Source organism: Kitasatospora sp. NPDC097643, from assembly GCF_040302625.1.
Taxonomy (GTDB): Bacteria; Actinomycetota; Actinomycetes; order Streptomycetales; family Streptomycetaceae; genus Kitasatospora.
On sequence record NZ_JBEOSA010000110.1, the window covers coordinates 1 to 15,848 of the forward strand.

14 protein-coding genes and 2 pseudogenes are annotated in these 15,848 nt (G+C 70.4%); 7 read left to right on the forward strand and 9 right to left on the reverse strand.

The annotated features are described in order from the left end of the window. Window positions 1-469: pseudogene (locus ABTY15_RS38040) on the forward strand (hypothetical protein); the annotation flags it as partial. Between the two features lie 26 nt (window positions 470-495). On the opposite strand, the pseudogene ABTY15_RS38045 reads toward ABTY15_RS38040, so the two are convergent. The 3 genes and pseudogenes from ABTY15_RS38045 to ABTY15_RS38055 all read right to left on the reverse strand — a co-directional run. After that, a pseudogene (locus tag ABTY15_RS38045) lies at window positions 496-717 on the reverse strand (IS110 family transposase); the annotation flags it as partial. Between the two features lie 257 nt (window positions 718-974). Continuing rightward, complete coding sequence (locus tag ABTY15_RS39945) at window positions 975-1,397, reverse strand: GNAT family N-acetyltransferase (RefSeq protein WP_502893683.1); 423 nt, start codon at window positions 1,395-1,397, stop codon at window positions 975-977. 245 nt (window positions 1,398-1,642) lie between these two features. Then, window positions 1,643-2,050, reverse strand: a complete 408-nt coding sequence (locus ABTY15_RS38055) for a hypothetical protein (RefSeq protein WP_350606567.1) — start codon at window positions 2,048-2,050, stop codon at window positions 1,643-1,645. A 191-nt stretch (window positions 2,051-2,241) separates the two neighbouring features. Between ABTY15_RS38055 and ABTY15_RS38060 the strand changes: the two genes are divergently transcribed. Further along, the gene (locus ABTY15_RS38060; RefSeq protein ID WP_350606571.1) at window positions 2,242-2,541 is read left to right on the forward strand and encodes a YciI family protein; all 300 of its coding nucleotides are present in this window, start codon (window positions 2,242-2,244) and stop codon (window positions 2,539-2,541) included. Window positions 2,542-3,072: 531 nt separating this feature from the next. Here the strand turns inward: ABTY15_RS38060 and ABTY15_RS38065 are convergent. Continuing rightward, entirely contained in the window at window positions 3,073-3,543 is a 471-nt protein-coding gene (locus tag ABTY15_RS38065) for a GNAT family N-acetyltransferase (protein ID WP_350606574.1), read from the reverse strand. A 481-nt stretch (window positions 3,544-4,024) separates the two neighbouring features. Between ABTY15_RS38065 and ABTY15_RS38070 the strand changes: the two genes are divergently transcribed. Continuing rightward, the gene (locus ABTY15_RS38070) at window positions 4,025-4,159 is read left to right on the forward strand and encodes a hypothetical protein (RefSeq protein ID WP_350606577.1); all 135 of its coding nucleotides are present in this window, start codon (window positions 4,025-4,027) and stop codon (window positions 4,157-4,159) included. Window positions 4,160-4,812: 653 nt separating this feature from the next. Here the strand turns inward: ABTY15_RS38070 and ABTY15_RS38075 are convergent. Continuing rightward, window positions 4,813-5,451 (reverse strand): hypothetical protein, encoded by a 639-nt coding sequence (locus tag ABTY15_RS38075; RefSeq protein WP_350606579.1) that lies wholly within the window; start codon window positions 5,449-5,451, stop codon window positions 4,813-4,815. Window positions 5,452-6,302: 851 nt separating this feature from the next. On the opposite strand from ABTY15_RS38075, the gene ABTY15_RS39950 reads away from it, so the two are divergent. From ABTY15_RS39950 to ABTY15_RS38090, 3 genes are all read left to right on the forward strand, one after another. Next, window positions 6,303-6,449, forward strand: coding sequence for a hypothetical protein (locus ABTY15_RS39950; protein WP_502893684.1), 147 nt, complete (start codon window positions 6,303-6,305; stop codon window positions 6,447-6,449). A 603-nt stretch (window positions 6,450-7,052) separates the two neighbouring features. Next, entirely contained in the window at window positions 7,053-8,174 is a 1,122-nt protein-coding gene (locus ABTY15_RS38085; protein ID WP_350606582.1) for a hypothetical protein, read from the forward strand. Window positions 8,175-8,277: 103 nt separating this feature from the next. Continuing rightward, the gene (locus ABTY15_RS38090; RefSeq protein ID WP_350606584.1) at window positions 8,278-10,302 is read left to right on the forward strand and encodes a helicase-related protein; all 2,025 of its coding nucleotides are present in this window, start codon (window positions 8,278-8,280) and stop codon (window positions 10,300-10,302) included. A gap of 25 nt (window positions 10,303-10,327) precedes the next feature. On the opposite strand, the gene ABTY15_RS38095 is transcribed toward ABTY15_RS38090, so the two are convergent. The 3 genes from ABTY15_RS38095 to ABTY15_RS38105 all read right to left on the reverse strand — a co-directional run bounded on the left by ABTY15_RS38095 (window position 10,328) and on the right by ABTY15_RS38105 (window position 12,684). Further along, window positions 10,328-10,579: a DUF8825 domain-containing protein gene (locus ABTY15_RS38095; RefSeq protein ID WP_350606588.1), complete on the reverse strand. Its 252-nt coding sequence runs from the start codon at window positions 10,577-10,579 to the stop codon at window positions 10,328-10,330. Between the two features lie 72 nt (window positions 10,580-10,651). Next, window positions 10,652-11,320 carry a hypothetical protein gene (locus tag ABTY15_RS38100; RefSeq protein ID WP_350606590.1) on the reverse strand — a complete coding sequence of 223 codons (669 nt, stop codon included), beginning with the start codon at window positions 11,318-11,320 and terminating at the stop codon, window positions 10,652-10,654. Between the two features lie 563 nt (window positions 11,321-11,883). Further along, complete coding sequence (locus ABTY15_RS38105) at window positions 11,884-12,684, reverse strand: hypothetical protein (RefSeq protein WP_350606593.1); 801 nt, start codon at window positions 12,682-12,684, stop codon at window positions 11,884-11,886. 109 nt (window positions 12,685-12,793) lie between these two features. On the opposite strand from ABTY15_RS38105, the gene ABTY15_RS38110 reads away from it, so the two are divergent. Further along, complete coding sequence (locus ABTY15_RS38110; RefSeq protein WP_350606596.1) at window positions 12,794-13,252, forward strand: hypothetical protein; 459 nt, start codon at window positions 12,794-12,796, stop codon at window positions 13,250-13,252. Window positions 13,253-15,587: 2,335 nt separating this feature from the next. Here ABTY15_RS38110 and ABTY15_RS38115 read toward each other — a convergent pair. Then, on the reverse strand, window positions 15,588-15,848 hold a 261-nt coding region (locus tag ABTY15_RS38115), incomplete at its 5' end, for a hypothetical protein (RefSeq protein WP_350606599.1).

Sequence of the window (15,848 nt, forward strand, 5' to 3'; positions counted from 1 at the left end):
GGCCGAGCCCGGCGCCACCTTCACCACGTGGGCGGGCGGGGCCGAGGTCCACCTCGCGCTCGCCAACCACCTCGCGCCGTGGCGGGTCGAGATCCGCGGCGGCCTGGCCCACCTTGACGACCTCAAGGCAAGCCGCGGCGGCGAGGAAGAGTGGGACCTGTTCTGGATCCGCCTGCCGCTGATCGCCGCCAGCGCCGGGGCCGACGAAGCGGTCGATCGGGCACGGGCCCATCCCGGAGGCGACGCCCCGTACGCCGCGGAGCACATCGCCCGGGTGCTGCATGAAGCCGGTCACCCCGAGGAGGCCGTTGCCCTCCTCGGCCGGCACGTCCCGGCCCACCGCAGCGTCCTGGCCAACTACCTCATCGACCTCGGCCGCATCGACGACGCCGTGGCACTCCTCCAGCAACGCGACCCCCGTCCGCCCGCCCGATGGAGCGGCCCTTGGTGCAGCGAGTCTCCATTCTGACGTTGCTCCGCATCTCCATCCCGTGGCTACGCCGCCGCTGCGGCAAGTCCCTGTGAGACGGGGAAGGCGATCTGTTCGTCGAACGGCTGGCGGTTCTGAAGGCAGTGGAAGAGCTGGCCCAGCAGGCGGTTGAGGAGGTTGCGCTGGGCGGCGGCGTGCCAGTCGCCGTGGTCTCGTCGGCGGCGGTAGTGGGCGTCGGCGCCGGGCGAGGCCCGGAGGGATGAGAAGGCCCAAAGGACTCCTGCGTCTGGCTGGACGCCACACCGTCACCGACCGGCCGGGCATCACCAACTCCAAGGGATGCCTATGGAGGGTGTGGCATGGGCGGCGGCCGAAGCCACCGCAACCGCAAGACGGTCAGGCGGTGGGCTGCCGGCCTTGGTTGTCGAGGTGGCAACGGGTGGTCAGGTGTCAGGGTCGACTTCGGGGTGCGTGAATCGGACGGGCTTGCCCAGCGACCGGGCGTAGGCGATTTCGGCTCGGGTGCTGTCGATGTAGTCACCGACTACGAGCACTTCATCAGCGAGCCGGATCTTCGCCCGGCGGCTCTTGGTGTTCGAGCTCCCCGGGGCGCCTCGCCTACTGGACGCCGGCGGAGCAGCTGCTCGAGGCGATCGACGCCCTGCTGGACCTGCTGCCCGTGCCAGGTGCCGTCCGCACCGCGCTCGTACTGGCGCATGGTGCCGACCGGGCGGAAGCCGACCTTGGTGTAGCAGCGGATCGCGGCCAGGTTGTCCACGGCCGGGTCGATCACCAGCCGGTGGTAGTGGTGGTCGTGCACCAGGTGCCGGGCCATCGTGCGCACGGCGTCGGTGCCCAGACCCAGGCCGTGCACCGAGGGATCCAGGTAGAGGTCCATCCCCGCGTGCCGGTACTCGTCGTCGTTCTCCGCGTACCACTGCACGGCGCCGACCACCCGGCCGCCCACGTCGATCGCGAAGGTCTCGGTCTCGGGCGCGCCTCCAAATCCCGCGCGACCTCGTCGACCAGGTCGTCACCGCCACGCCAGCGGGCGAACACCTCGGGCGTGCTGCGGATCGCCACGAGCGCCGGGATGTCGTCGGCCGTGGCGGGCCGGAGGGTGACCAGGGTGCCGTGCAGAATCGTCCCTATATGGGGCATGTTGGCACGGAAAGCCACCCCCGGCCAGCGATTTCGCCGGGGCCCGGCTGGTCAGGCCTGGTCGAGCCGGAGCGCCTGGCGGACGTAGTCCGTGTAGAACAGCTCGAAGCCGATCAGGACGGTCTCCTCGCCGTCCCGGCACTCGACCACGTCCCAGTGCTTCTTGACGGCCGCCGGATCTCCCTTGCGCCACTTGCGCACCTCGACCAGCTCCAGCTCGCCGACCGGCAGGTAACGGGCCCGCGCGTCGGCCTCCCGGACCGGCGAGACCGCCAGCGCACCGAGTGAGAGGCGCAGGAAGGCCGCGTCCGGGCGGCAGTACGGGCGGGAGCCGAGGACACAGCCCTCGAAGACCAGCACCCGCCCCTCCTTGAAGAGCTCCTCGTGCGTGGGCGTCCGCTCCCCTCGGGGCGAGGGCCCCAGCGTGGTCACCACCAGGTCGAGAATGTCCGCGAGCATTCGTGTCTCCCCTCCATCGCCTGCGCGTTCGAGCCATTCGATCACGGACGGCCCGGCCTCCGGCCCCCGCCCCGGGAAGCCGCGGATAAATCTTCGCGATTCTTCGCGGCGGATGTCGATCCGGTGGCGGCCCGATCGAGGCAGGGGTGAGCGGCGGGGAACGGCCCCGCCCGCAGGACCGAGGAGTCATCATGCCGTGCTTCATGACGCTGATCCGGATCGACGAGGACGCCCGGGAGGGCTGGGAGCCCGTCCCGGGGTTCGAGCAGCGGATGGGGGCGCTGTTCGAGGAGATCACCAAGGCCGGGGTGATGCTGGAGACCGCCGGGCTGACCCCGACCGCCCAGGGCACCCGGCTGAGCTGGGCCCACGTCCGTGCGCAGAACCACTCACCCTGGCCGGCCTGCGACTCCACCTCTCGTTCGTGGCCACGTTCAAGGAGCTGGGCGACCAGCGGAGGCGGGATACAGCCGGACAGAGTCCTGGCCTGACGATCAAGATCAGCAGCGTCCACGGCACCGCACCCTAGACCCCATCACCGACGGGTGGTCAAAAGTCCGCACGCCGTACCGCTTGACGCCTTGGCTCCCTGAGATGTCTAGGACGGTCCCACCCTGTTCTGCCTGGTGGAGGCGTTGCGCGCCGGTGCTGGGACAGGGCTGGGACCGTGGCCGGCTACCGGTCGGGTGCGGCGTCCTCGATGGCGGCGAGCAGGCGGGCGTGGACGGCGCCGGCGGCCTCGCGGGTCGCTGGGTACTTCGGCCCGACACCGGCCTCACGCTGACGCGCGCCACCACGCCGCCCATCGAGCGCTGACTCGCACCGTGCCAGCCACGGGTGTGCCAACTCTTCGATCAAATCGCCGAGATGTGTACGGGAGAGGCCGCAGAAGGCAGGATGGGTCAAGGCCGCGCGGGCCCACTTCTTGGTCACACTTGAAGAACCCGTGCGGCCTCTGTCACGTTACGGCCGTACGGCAGCGTCCGTTGAGCGAGTCGTCGTTCCGCCCGACGAAGCAGAACTTAAGTCAGGTCAAGTTCACCGACTCGCTGATCACCGCTTGTCTCCCCCGTCGGCCGGAACCCAAGCCCCAGATAGAAGCCTTCCGGACCGTTTCCGCCTGGGTGCCAGGTGGTCGTCAGGCGAGTACCGCCGCGGCGCCGGATTTCAGCGGCCACGGATTGCACCGCAAAGCGGCCGTATCCACGCCCTTGTTCTCCTGCTGCGATGTTGAGACGCCAGAGGCCGGAGCGATGGTCGGTGCCCCGACCGTCACCGGTGAAGTCGATGCCGAAGAACGCCATGAGGAAACCGACGGGCCGGTCGCCGTCAAGGATGAGTCGAGGCCAGGCTGTATCGGGGTGCACATACGCTTCTGCAAGCGACTTCACGACTGGAGCGACCAGGTGCTCCTGGTCTGGCCGCACCTTCAGTCCGATCGCGGCGTCGAAGTTGTCGGCAGTGATGTTCTCCAGGCGGAGCATGGTCTTCATGCGGGAACCATAAGCCAGTGGATCAAGCGCCTTTCGGCGTCTCAGCAGTCGCCTGCACGGTCCGCTCCCAGATCCAGGCTGAGCCCGTTAACGCTACCGTCGGCGCTCCGGCCGGCAGCGTGGGTGCCTGCTGTCGCTCCGCCCGCTCCACTGGGTACATGCCGATCTCAATCGTGGACCATGCCGTTAGCGCACGTGGTGGTTGGCTGCCGCCGAGGGGAAGCGGCGCGGTTCCTGGTGGCGCCGGTCCTGAACCGCCCTCACCCATCGGCAAGCAGCTGACCTGCGGTGGGGAGTTTCGCCCCAGGGCCGGTGAGTTTCGCCTCGGACTGGTGAGCAGGAGACTGAGCGGCCGGGCGAGGCGGAGCCGTTCCGGCGCCGGCACCTGGTCTTCACCGCCCACCTGCCCGCCCACCTGGCGGCGGCTGTCGCGGCGGTCGAGCAGGACGACCCCGGTCAAGCGCCGGTGGTGTGGCTGCCGGTGGCCGACGCGGCCGGCCTCCACCTGTACCCGGACGTCGGCGCCGTCCTCGGCCAAGCCGTCCGGCTCGGCGCGGCCGCGGGCGGCCCGGTGCTGCTCCTGGCGATGACCACCACGTCCTACCGGTGGCGCTGACCTCCCGCGCCCAGGCCGCAGCTGGCGGCCCGGCGCGGGTTGCCTCCCGGCCGGCGGCCCCGCTTCGCGGCGCCTCCGGCCGGGAGGGGGCGAGGAACGGCCGCCCCGGTGAGGCGGTGGCGGTGCGGGCGGGACGGCCGGGCGGTGCTGCGGCACCCCCGCCTGCGGCCGCGCGCCGGTCATCGCGGCCAGCACCGCCCCACGCAGCACCCCGGTAGCCCCGAACCGGGGATGCCGGTACCCGGCCAGCCACCGCACATTCGCCGCCACCACCGGCGACGGCGGCTCCAACCGCCGATACACCCACCCCACCCGCTCACACACCGCCCAGCACCCGCGCAGCCCGCTGCGCCGCCGGCCCGCCCGCACCCGGTGGTGACGACGGTGAGCTCGCCGATGATGCAGCCGACCTCCTCCGTCATCACGCCGCCGGGCCGGCGGTCACGTGGGCCTGGTGGTGTTCACCGGCTGGTGGTTCGGTCATTTCGCCGGGCGCCAGATGTGGCACTACCGGGGCGAGCCGGGCGACTACCTCCTCAAGGGCCACCTCACCGGCCCCATCCGGTACCCGAGGAACCAGGCGCAGTACCTGGCCCTGCGGGCCAAGGGCCGCGCAGAGCTCGGGCTCGACATGCAATTTCGCGGGGCGGTCGTTAGTGGTGCGACCAGTACGGGTCGTCCGTGCTGGGTGGTGTCGCGGTCAGCTGGTGAGAGTAGTCGTCCAGTCGGTGGCTGGGCTGGGAGGGGTCCTTGCCGTACACCTCGGCGCCGGCGTAGTGGACTCCGTCCATGGAGGCTTGGAGGCTCACGCCCGGGGTGTCCATCTCCAGGGGGAGGAGGACGCCGTCTGGCGAGGTCGCGGAGATCTGTCGCTCATCGGTCGGGAAGGTGTCGGTGTTGGCGCCGACGAAGTTTCGGAACTTGCCCACGGTGTAGCCGTGCGCCGTCCAGTACTGGGCGAGCTGGTCGGCGAGGGCCTTGTACTTCGACCGGTCGATGCGGGCCTGGAGCGACCACATGCGGTAGACGGTGGAGGTCGGCATCGGCTCGCCGTCCCAGTGCTTCTCGTCGCGGACCACCCAGTACCAGCCGTCGGAATGTGCGACCTGCGGGGTGATGGCGCCTACGGAGCCTTCGAGGGCGCTCTGGATGCTGTCCCGGGCCTTTCCGGCGTCCGTCCCGGGCTCGTCGTGCCGGGCGATCGGACCATGGTCGTGGCCCCAGGCCCATGACCCGGCCGCGACTGCGCCGATCAGGAGGAGGGGAGCACCATGCCGAGGACGACCGGCCACCTGCGGGTCCTGGTGCGCTCACTGGTCTGCATCTGTGTCGTCCCCCCGTGCTGGCCGGTCTGCTGGCGGTCTTGACCACGACGTTACTGAGGTGCAGTTCTGCGGACCTGAGCACGGGTACTCAGATTCGGGCTCGGGCGGAAGACGACAACGGCGGCCTTGCGCCGGGCTTGATCGTGGCCCAACGACGGGTGCGGGCGAGCCGACCGGCGCATGCCAATGCGGGCGTCGGCGCGCCTTGGGCGCCGTGAGCTGCACATTCGTCGCGCGCCCACGACCGGCCTGAATAGCCCTGCCACAGGCAGGCCCCGGCACCCCCAGCGTCACCCCTGTCCCGTGGCGGGCGGGCCCTAGCACCCCTTTGAGATGCCGCCCCCATCCCGTTGCACCGCATTTCGAGCACCACCACGGCAGGCACTGGACCCCGCAGGGGATCACGCCCCGGCGATGGGCCGCCCTGCCGCCGCAGCGGGTCGCCGTCGCCTTACCGGTCGTCAGTTCGCCGCTCTTGTCCCCGTCCTGTCGCTGCGCCGGGCCCGCCTCGCTGCGCCGAGGTTTGCGGTGGCCGCGCTGGTCTCCGCCTCGGACGATCCGTGGTGGGAGGTGCGGGTGCTGCACGCGAGGCTCTACCCGGCGATGGGCCGCCGGGTGTGACCTGTTGGTGGTGGGCGTGTGAGGTTTGAGGGGGGTCTAGTTCAGATGCGGGTGGTGTGTGGGCTGGGGTGTTGTGGGTGTGGTGAGAGCGGGTGGGCAGGGTTCAGGGGCGTTGGTGGGGGTTGTGGGCTGGGGGCATTGCGGGCGCCTTCGCGGATGAGGCGGGCGGGGCTGCCGATACGCCCGGCAGTGCGCTGGTGCAGATACGACGTGTGGCGGGGCAGGGTGCCAGGCCGGTGCCGCCGGAGGTCAAGGGCCGCTTCGAGGTCGGTGAACGGGCGGCGGGCGCCGTGCTGCACTCGTGCTGGACGTGCCGGGGCTCGATCGGCGGGGAGTGGAGCTGAGCGAGAAGGCTGGCGCCGACCGGTGCAGGTCAGACCACCTGATTTGGGGTATTCGAGGCCTCCGCCGCGGTCAGGGTCCCATTGGGGACTCGTGACCGTGACTATGGCCAATTTTGTGAGCGCGAAGCCTTGGAAGTGGTGGAAATCGCTTGGGACTCGTGACCGTGACTATGGCCAATTTTGTGAGCGCGAAGCCTTGGAAGTGGTGGGAATCGCTTGGGACTCGTGACCGCGACTATGGCCAATTTTGTGAGCGCGAAGCCTTGGAAGTGGTGGAAATCGCTGATCGTTCACACCTAGTTTCTCTGCGTCGGCCCGCAGCGCGGCCGACTCGTTCGGGTAGTCGACGAGGACCTTGGCGACCACGCGCACCGCACGACGGCGCAGCTCAGGCGGGTAGGAGGAAGGACGTGCCATGACTCGAATCCTTACACGAAATCGAGCCCCCAGAACCCGGGGTGATTCACGGGATGCGTGGACAGCGTTCGTCTACGCTCGGTAATTCGTTGGGCCGGTGTGGTTAATTCGCGGCGACGCGTGCCGCGATTCGGTGGTAAAGGAGCGTATCCAGGAGATCCGTTTTGCGGATCATTCAGGAGCGTCATGCGAACTCGAATTACCACCCTGGTCCTGTCAGGGCTGGCGTCGGCCGCCCTCGTCTGGGGCGCCGGCGGTGCGGCCTACGCTTCGTCCGTCGCCGACCACAACGCGGTTTCCGCTTCGACGGGGGCGCGGGGCGAATGGGTCGACAACCTTCTGCGCCTGGCCGAGGGTGGCACCTCGGCGGACGGCACCAGGAGCTTCACCAGCGGCAGTGTTTTCCGGCCGGCGCAGGCCGTCCATCCGTCCCCCCGAATCGACGGTGACATCGAGCTCGAGATGGCCCCGGCCGACGGCCAGGAGCCCGTCACCGCGCAGCCGGATGACGCGGCCCAGCTCGACGAGCAGGGCACCGAGGGCGAGCGGCTGGCGGGGCAGGCGCCGTCGACGCTTCCCATGGGCATGGGAGCGAACGGCAGCAAGAACTGCCTCCACGAGCCCGGGTACCACGGCCACCTCGCCGGCCACGGCCTCGGCGAGTTCTTCTGCCTGCCCGGCGTTCCCGGCATCCCCGCCGAGCACGGCGAGCACTGTGAACACGGCGAGCACTGCAACCACAACGAGCACTGCAAGCATGAGGAGAAGTGCGAGCACAACGAGCACTGCAAGCCCTGCGAGCACGGGGGCAAGCCCGAGGAACACGGTAAGCCCGAAGAACACGGTAAGCCCGAGGAGCACGGCAAGCCCGGCGGCCAGGAGCAGCACCAGGCCCAGGACCAGGGGCAGCACCAGGACGTCGACGTGACCGTCATCGTGCAGAACAGCATCACCAACGACCTCAACAACAGCGCCAACAACTCCGCCGCCAGCAGCGCCACCAGCAACTCGAACAACTCCGCGCGGAACAACGCCAAGAACACCTCCCTCAACCTGAGCAAGATCAAGTTCGTCGCGGAGGAGGTCGAGGAACGGCCGGCCCACAAGCCGGCCCACCACGGCAAGCACGAGGTGAAGCCCGGCCACCACGGTGAGGGCGAGGAGCACGACGCCGGACACCAGCACCACGGCGAGCTGGCCCATACGGGCGCCCCGAAGACGCCCGTCCTGCTCGGCCTCTCCGCCGCGTTCCTCGCGGCCGGCGCGGCGGCCACGCGGGTCAGCCGGCGGCGCGCTTCGCAGCAGTAACCCACCCATAGCGGGCGCAGCGCAGGAAGTCGGCCCGGCCGACTTCCTGCGCTCTCACATGTCCGCGTCCGACGCCCCTCCTCCGCTCAGCTGACTGCCCTGGATGCGCTGTGGCGCCTGGAGCCGGACTGGAACCGCTCCTACCACCGCCTGCTCGCCTACCTCGCCGCCGGCGGCGTGTTCGCGGGAGGAGGCGCTGGAGAGCGCGGAGGCCGGCGGCCGCGTTCAAGCCCAGGTCACCACGCAGGCCCCGCGGATTGCCGACCTGGTCGCCAAGGAGAAGGCCGGTGAGCCGGTCACCGTGTACGCCACCTACGCCTCGCTGGAGCGGATCGTCCAGGCCCACCGCGACTTCGGCCTGCCGGCCTGGGACCTGGTCGTGATCGACGAGGCCCACCGCACGGCCGGTTCCGAGGGCAAGGCGTGGGCCGCCGTCCACCACGACGCGGACGTACCCGCGCTGCGCCGCCTCTACTTCACCGCCACCCCCAGGATCGCCGACGACCGGCGCGCGAAGGACGGCCTGGCCGACCTCGCCGACGCCGACAGCGACGGTGTGGAGAGGCTGCCCGCGCTCTGCTCGATGGACTCGGAGGAGATCTACGGCAGGACCGTGCTCACCTGGACGCTCGGCCAGGGGATCGAGCACGGCTACCTCGCCGACTACCGGGTGCTCGTGCCGGTGGTCACCGACGAGGACCTGCGCGAGCTGCTGAACCTCCCGGCCGTCGCCGACCTGCGCTCCCAGCGCAGCAACGAGGAGCTGCTGCGCCTGGCCCTGCAGATCGCGGTGCTGCGCGCCGTCGCCGACCTCGGCCTGCGCCGCGTCATTACGTTCCACTCCCGGGTGTCTGCGGCGCGGGAGTTCGCGAACACCCTGCTGGAGGCCTCGGAACTGCTGCCCGACGCGGAGCGCCCGGAGCGGATCTGGGCGAAGGCGGTGGCCGGCACCGACCGCCTCAAGGACCGCCGGGCCGCGTTCGCGGACTTCAAGGCCCACACCGGCGAGGACGGCGAGGAGTGCGGCATCCTGTGCAACTCCCGGCTCCTGACGGAGGGCATTGACGTCGCCGCCGTGGACGCCATCTGCTTCGCGGACCCCAAGAGCTCGGTGATCGACATCGTCCAGGCCGTCGGGAGGGCGCTGCGCCAGTCCTACCGCGAGGGCAAGGTGTCCTGGGTCATCATCCCGGTCTACCTGCCGACGCCGGAGGTCGGCGACGACACCGCCACCGCGGACCCGGCGGAGGTCCACGACGCCGGGGAGGCGGTGAAGGCCGAGGCCGACACCGAGATCGAGGCCAGCTCCTTCCGTACTATCTGGCGGGTCCTGCGGGTCCTGCGGGCCCTGGCGGCGCACGACGCCCGGGTGGTCGGCCGGATCACCGAACTGCGTGGCACCCGTTCCCAGGGCGCCATGCACACCACCGCGGCCAAGCCGGCCGAGGGCGAGGCCGCCGAGGCCGGGGGAGAGGGGGAACGGCAGCCGGCGCCGGTGGAGTCGCCGATCGAGTGGCTGCGGATCAATGCCCGGCAGCACGCGGCGCAGATTTTGCAGACCGTGAAGCTGCGGGCGTTCAACCCGCGTGCGGTCGAGTGGCAGCGGATGCACGCCGTTGCCGGACACCGTCGGGCTCTACCTCACCCGCACCGCCACACTGGCGACCTGGTCCGTCGAGGACTACCTCGCCCTGCTCGGCGCCCGCTGCCGCGACCTCCCCCAACTGCGCGCCACCTTCGCCGAGCTGCTCACCAACTGCCCCGCCGACCAGGAACCATTCGAACTCGACGAGCAGCACCGCGTCCAGCGCCTCCTGGAACGCCTGGCCACCACCATCCCGCCCGGCCACTGCCCGGTCTGCGGTCAGGCGATGCCGCCGGCCTCCAACAGCCGTGCCCGCCGCTACTGCACCAACTGGTGTGGCCGCCGGGCCTCGGGGCTGCGGCAGCGGGGATGGCTGCCCGACCGGCTGCCGGACCTGGCCACCGCCGCGTGACTCCCCGCGTCCCACGCTGCAACGGCATGTCTGAGGCAGCGTGGGACGCCTACGTGGCCTTCCTGCCACTCGTCCCAGGTCCAGGGCCCCCGGCACGGAGTCATCCGAAGCCGCAGGATCCGCAGCTGTAGTCGGCCTCGTCGTCCTTGCCCGGAGCTACGCTGCCGCGGTGGCCTCGGCCTGGGCATCAATGTGCTGGAGCTGGCTGCGGGCGGCGACGCGATCCTGGCCAGCAAGCTCGGCCCAGTGCTCGTCCGCCCACACGGCCTGGGAGGCCTGCCGCTCGGCCTCCTCCAGCCGGGCGGACTCGGCCAGCTGCTCCTCGCTAAGCCCCTGCCGGGCCGCCTCCAGATCACCGCTCCACGAGGGCAACGACGCCAGGTAGGCGCGGTGATGGCGCTCCCTCAAATCGGCCCTCCCCTGCTCGGGGATGGCGTCAGACCTGCTCGATCGATCTCCCCACCCAGAACGTAACGCTCCCTAGTCGAGGTGGAGCAGGAGCGCCACCGTGTTGCCCTCGGCGTCCAGGCACTCGGTCGTGTTGGAGCCGTCCGGGGAAGCCAGGACGCCCAGCACGGTGCCGGCGCCGTCCTCGTCCGGGATCATCAGCCAGCCGTTTGCGAAGTCGCCCTCGACCGGCTCCACCGGCCAGTCCGCCGGGTCCACCGAGGCGCACTGGAGCATCTCGCGGAGGTTCTCCAGCCCCCAGTCATCGCCCTCGGCGGCGCGAGCATGCAAGGTGGCCCAGGCCCGCTTGAGCATCCCGGTGCCCGGCTCGATCCAGGTCCTGCTGGGGTTCGCGTGCACCACGGCCAGGCCGGACGGGGTCGCCACCCGGTCGCCCCAGTCCTGCGTGCGGACCGGGACGGTCTCGCCAGGGTGCACCAGGACCGCCACCGGGTCCCCGGGGTCGTTCTCGCGGGCGATCAGGTAGACCGGCGTGCCACCGGGCCGCATCGGAAAGCCCCCGCCCTCCGACCCCAGCGGGTCGTAGATCTTGCCGTGGCCTGCGGCCCCCTTGATCAGGCCGAGAGGCTCGATCCGCCAGCCGTCGACGGTCTTCACACCCTCGCTCGGATCGGCCAGCGCCGTGCTCAGCGCGGCCATGAACTCGTACTCGCACTCGAACTCGTCATCGTCGTAGGACACTCGATCACTTCCCGAACTCGTAGTTGCCAGGGAGCGTAGACCGTGTCCCCGACACGCCGGTGGCCGTCCCAGGCCAGGGCCGCGACGTCGGCCGGACCTACCGACAGCCGCATCGCGCGAGGCGATTCGACCGGCTGCCCGCAGAGACCAGACCGACCTGGGCCGACCTGGACACCTTCTCCCGCACGCACGGCGACGGGCGTGGACACTGCGAGAAGTCCCCGATGCCGTACAGCAGGATGGAAGCGGACGCTGCGTGAATCAGCGGCTCGCTGAAACTCCCCACTTCGTTTAACACCAGACCGACTGGGGTGACGAGCACCCCTGGCCGTTTTCGAGGATTCTCATCAGCGGCGCTCGGCCTGCACGGCCACCAGTTCCCGCTGCGCCTCGATCAGCCGGTCCGGGTACTCGTACGTTTTCTGCTTGCCCACGACAGACAATCGTACGTGCGACCTAACTGGGGCCGGGCTGTGCCTCGCGGTCGGCTGGGGCTGGTCAGGGATTGGCTGGATGGCCGCCGTTGCGTAAGTGCGTCAGGTTAAGAACTGGGCCTCGCATGGTCAGTCCGTCGGGCTGAACTGCGGGTCGGCCGGGTCGGTGGCGGTGTCCTCCCACCAGCCCGGCGGCAGGAGTGAAGGGGCCCAGTCCCTGGGCGGGTGCGCGCTGATCACGGGCGTAGTCTCGTTGTCCACCTCGGGCGGGATGGCGCCGTTGTCGATCAGCTCCTGAAGCCACAGCCGGACCATGCGGGCGTAGCGACGTACGTTCAGCGATGCTGCTTCGGCGATCTCCGAGGCCTCAGTGAATGCGGTAGCACCCTGGTTCTGAGCGCTCACCTTGGCGATCGCCAGGTCTATGCTGACCACCAGTGCCACGAGGTTTCGGTACAGCTTGGTGCCGACCGGATCGCGAAGCATCAGAGCCTCGGTATGGGCGCCGGCCACCAGCCCGTCGATCGCCCGCTGGCGGTCCGCGCGGTTGGATGTGCTCTGGCTCATGGCCTGGTAGTTGCTTAGATGGCTGGTGTGGGGGTGCAGGTCGGAGATTCTGCGCAACAACCCGGCCGCTGCCTGTTGCTGCCACTCTCGCTGCTGCCGTCGGTCCATGTCGTCGCGCTCGTCACGCAGCCGCTGGTCAGCGGCGTTGCGTTCGTCCTGAAGTCGCTGATCGGCTTCGGTGCGTTCCTGGGCCGCACGGGTTTGCTCGGCCAGCAGGAGGGCGGAGGATCGACGCCGGTCCAGCGTTGCCAATGCGATGGTCAGGCCGATCGCGACCGCGGCGACCACGGTTGCGCCAAGGGTGCTCCAAGCTGACAGCTTGTCGTAGAAGCTCGACGGATCAGCAAGGAGGATGGTCGGCAACTCGGTTCTCCGTTCGGTTTGTTGAGCGACGGCGATGACTCTAGTGAGGAGCGTTCGCGCCTACCAATAGCCGCACGCAATAGAAGCCCGCCAGGCTCACCGCGAGCTGATGCGTACCTTGGCCTGCGCCGACTGCGGGAACGCTCCCGAGGAGGAGAGCAGCTGGGAGTACGGCCGTCAGGGACGGGTGGAGTGGACCCGCCGCCTGGGGGGTCGTTGCTGGCCTTGTCACCAGGACCGTGAGGAGTGCCTGGAACGGGAGGCCGAAGAGCAGCTGGAGGCCGCCCGGGCGGCGAATGCCGTGCTGCGCCCGTGTTGGACGTGCCGGGGCTCGATCGGGGGGAAGGAGGGCTCGGAGCTGGAGCTGCGGGTGAAGGCCCGGCCGGACCGGCTGGAGTGCCCCGACTGCGTACAGGCCCGCGCCGCAGAGGACTTGGGCCCGTTGGTGCTGCCCGTCCCGACCCAGCGGGAGCTGGTGGCCGCCCTGGTTTCCGCTCCGGATGATCCGTGGTGGGAGGACCGGGTGCTGCACGCGAAGGTCTACCCGGCGAGGGGCCGCAGGGTGTGACCTGTTGGTGTTGTGGGGGCGTGGAATGGCCTCGCATGCCGGGTTGTCTGGACCTTTGGTTGTGCCTGTTGGGGGTGTGGGGTGGGTGACGTCGGGTGGCTGGTTTGGTGACTGTGTGTGGTGGTTGGTGGGTCGGGGGTCGGGTCGGCTCGCTTGGGGGGGGCTTGGTGTTGTGGGGTGTATTCGGGGGTGAATTCCGCCGGATATTCCGCCCGGTTGTTTTGGCGGATTGGTTGCCGGTGGTGGTCTGAATTCGGGTTGGAATTTCGGTGGCGTGGGTGGTGGCGGGGGTCGGTGTTCGGTTTCGTCCGGGGTGGAGCCGCCGGGCCCCGCGCCGTCCGGGCCTGCTGCGCCCTGCTCGGTTGCCGCCGTCCAGGCCTGGGTGCCGCCGTCCAGACCGTCGTTCGGGGTTGTGGGGGTTGTGGGTTGTGTCATTGGGGTGCTGTTTTCCCTGGTGGCGGGGTGTTCTGTGGGCCTGTGGGGCCTGTAGGGCGGCCGTTGCAGTCGTCGTCCGCCTCGGCGGCGCCCCGGCCGCTGCCCGTCTGCGGTGCCGCGGTCTCGGGCTTGCCGTGCCGCCGTCCTGGGCCTGCTGTGCCTGCTCCGGCTGGGCTGCGCCCCGTCTGCCTGCTTGCCGGGCCGCCGTCGGCCCTGGTCGGTGCTGCGCGGCCGTCCCGGGCTGCCGGGCTTGCTGCTGTCGCCGTCCTGCTGCGCCTGCGCCGGCCTCGCTTCCGGCTGGACGGCTGGGTGGCCGTCAGGCCGCCCCGGGGGCTGTTCTGGTGGTGGGGTCCGGGAGGCCGTTGCGGCGCCGTCCTGGTGGTGGGTGGGGGGCTGTCGCGCCTGCTGTCGCGTTGCCTGTCGTGTGGGGTGCTGTCGCGTGCTGTGACGTGGGCGGATACCCCTGATCCCCTGTGTGTGGCCTGGGCGCGACAGGTGGGTGGGACAGGGTGCCGGGGTGGGGCCGCGGTTGCTGCTCGGGTGGTGGCCGCAGCTGGGTGTCGACGACGGCCAGGTGCTGGTGGTCTTGGCCGCCGTCCCGGGGGCCAGTTGCGTGGGTGGGCAAGTCGAGTTGCTCGTGAGGTCAAGAGGTGTCGTGGGTTCGCGACACCTCTCGCTTGTTCGGCGGTTCTCGGGGCCGGCCTTCTCGGCAGCTTCGTCCTGGTGGTGGTGTTCGGCGGCGGGGTGGCTGGTGGGTGGGGGTGCGACGCGGTGTTGCGGTGGGGGCGCCACGGGGCTGTGTTGCGGGCCTGACCTGGTGTTATGTGGCCGGGAGTGGGGGTGGGTGGGCGTGTTGCATCTCGTGTTGCACTGGGCTGCGCCGGTCCGCCGGCCTCGGCGGCGCCCCGCCGCCCGGCCCGGTGCCGCCGCGCCCCGCCGGTCCGTTGCCGGGGCCCTGGCCGCCGTCCTGGTCGGCCGCCAGGCCGTCCCGCTGTGTGTCCGGCCTGGGCGTCCGGTCGCTGTGCCCGTGCCCGCCCTGGCCGCCCGGTGCCGCACCCCGCTGCGCCCCGCCCTGGGGGGCCTGACCGCCCGTCCAGGCCGCCGTCCTGGCCGTCCCGGTTCCTGGGTTGCCCGGCCGTCGTGGGCCGCGCTCCCCGCCGTCCTGGCCCGGTGTTCGACTTGGTGTCGCTGCCCCGGGGATTTCCTCGTTGACGCCGAGCGGGATTTCCTAGGCGGTCTGGATTGGCCGTCGCCGTGTCGGCGTGGAGGGCCGTAGGCCCATTTCCGGCGCGCCTGAATTCGATTCCTGGCCGCTGCGCCACGAAAGGGGTTCGGGTTGCCGCCTGAAAGGGAACGGTGGGGAATTTGGATTCCCGCCGGAAGTGTGGCCGGATAGAGCCGGAGTGAATGGCTGACGCGAGGTTTCCTGTTCTCGTCCCGGGCCCGTCCGGAGACCGGCAGGATGGAGCTGTGCGGAAGCCGGGGAAACGCTCCCGGGTTCGCTTCGGATTCCGGTCTTGGGTCTGCGGTTGAGGGCCCGTCAGCCCCCGCCGTGCGGGGCGCCTGTGAGGGCCCGCCACCGGGGCCGGGGAGACCGAGCCGGACCGGTGGCTCGGAGGTTGCTCCCGAGGGCCGCAGGCCCCGCTCCAGGGACGCCGGATGGGCCGCCAGCCCAGCAATCAGGCGGCGGACCGGTCACCGGCCGGGACCGGGGGAGGGGGCCCGGGGTGGGGTTGTGACTGATACCCGAAGTGCGCGACACATCGTCAACGCCGAGGGCCGCAGGCCCCGGCCGGCACCCCGCTCGGTCGGAGGGATGGGCTACTACCAGAATTCCGCGTCACATCGTCAACGCTCACCCCCGGGCGCAGCCCGGGAAACCCTGCCAGTAAACCGGTCTTTAGGGCCGTGAAAACACCAGCTCAACAAAGCCAAAAAGCTGACCGATTGACGGGCCGTAGGCCCGGGACAAATGCCATCGAAAGGCGGAGCGCAGCGACGCCAGACGCCCACCAACAACTACCAGAGCAAGTCCACGAATTCGCCACCGGCGAATTCCCCCAGCCCCGAGCAGCGCGGGGACGAGCGTCAGCGCGGCGGCGACGGCGATCACGACCACGCTCACCCCGGCGGCGGCCACCGCGCGCAGCACCGGGCTGGT

Coding starts and splice junctions, on each gene's coding strand:
- ABTY15_RS38060 (WP_350606571.1), top strand. CDS start 2,242: ATGCCGTGCTTCATGACGCTGATCCGGATCGACGAGGACGCCCGGGAG.
- ABTY15_RS38110 (WP_350606596.1), top strand. CDS start 12,794: ATGCGTACCTTGGCCTGCGCCGACTGCGGGAACGCTCCCGAGGAGGAG.
- ABTY15_RS38085 (WP_350606582.1), top strand. CDS start 7,053: ATGCGAACTCGAATTACCACCCTGGTCCTGTCAGGGCTGGCGTCGGCC.
- ABTY15_RS38055 (WP_350606567.1), bottom strand. CDS start 2,050: ATGCTCGCGGACATTCTCGACCTGGTGGTGACCACGCTGGGGCCCTCG.
- ABTY15_RS38065 (WP_350606574.1), bottom strand. CDS start 3,543: ATGAAGACCATGCTCCGCCTGGAGAACATCACTGCCGACAACTTCGAC.
- ABTY15_RS38090 (WP_350606584.1), top strand. CDS start 8,278: ATGCGCTGTGGCGCCTGGAGCCGGACTGGAACCGCTCCTACCACCGCC.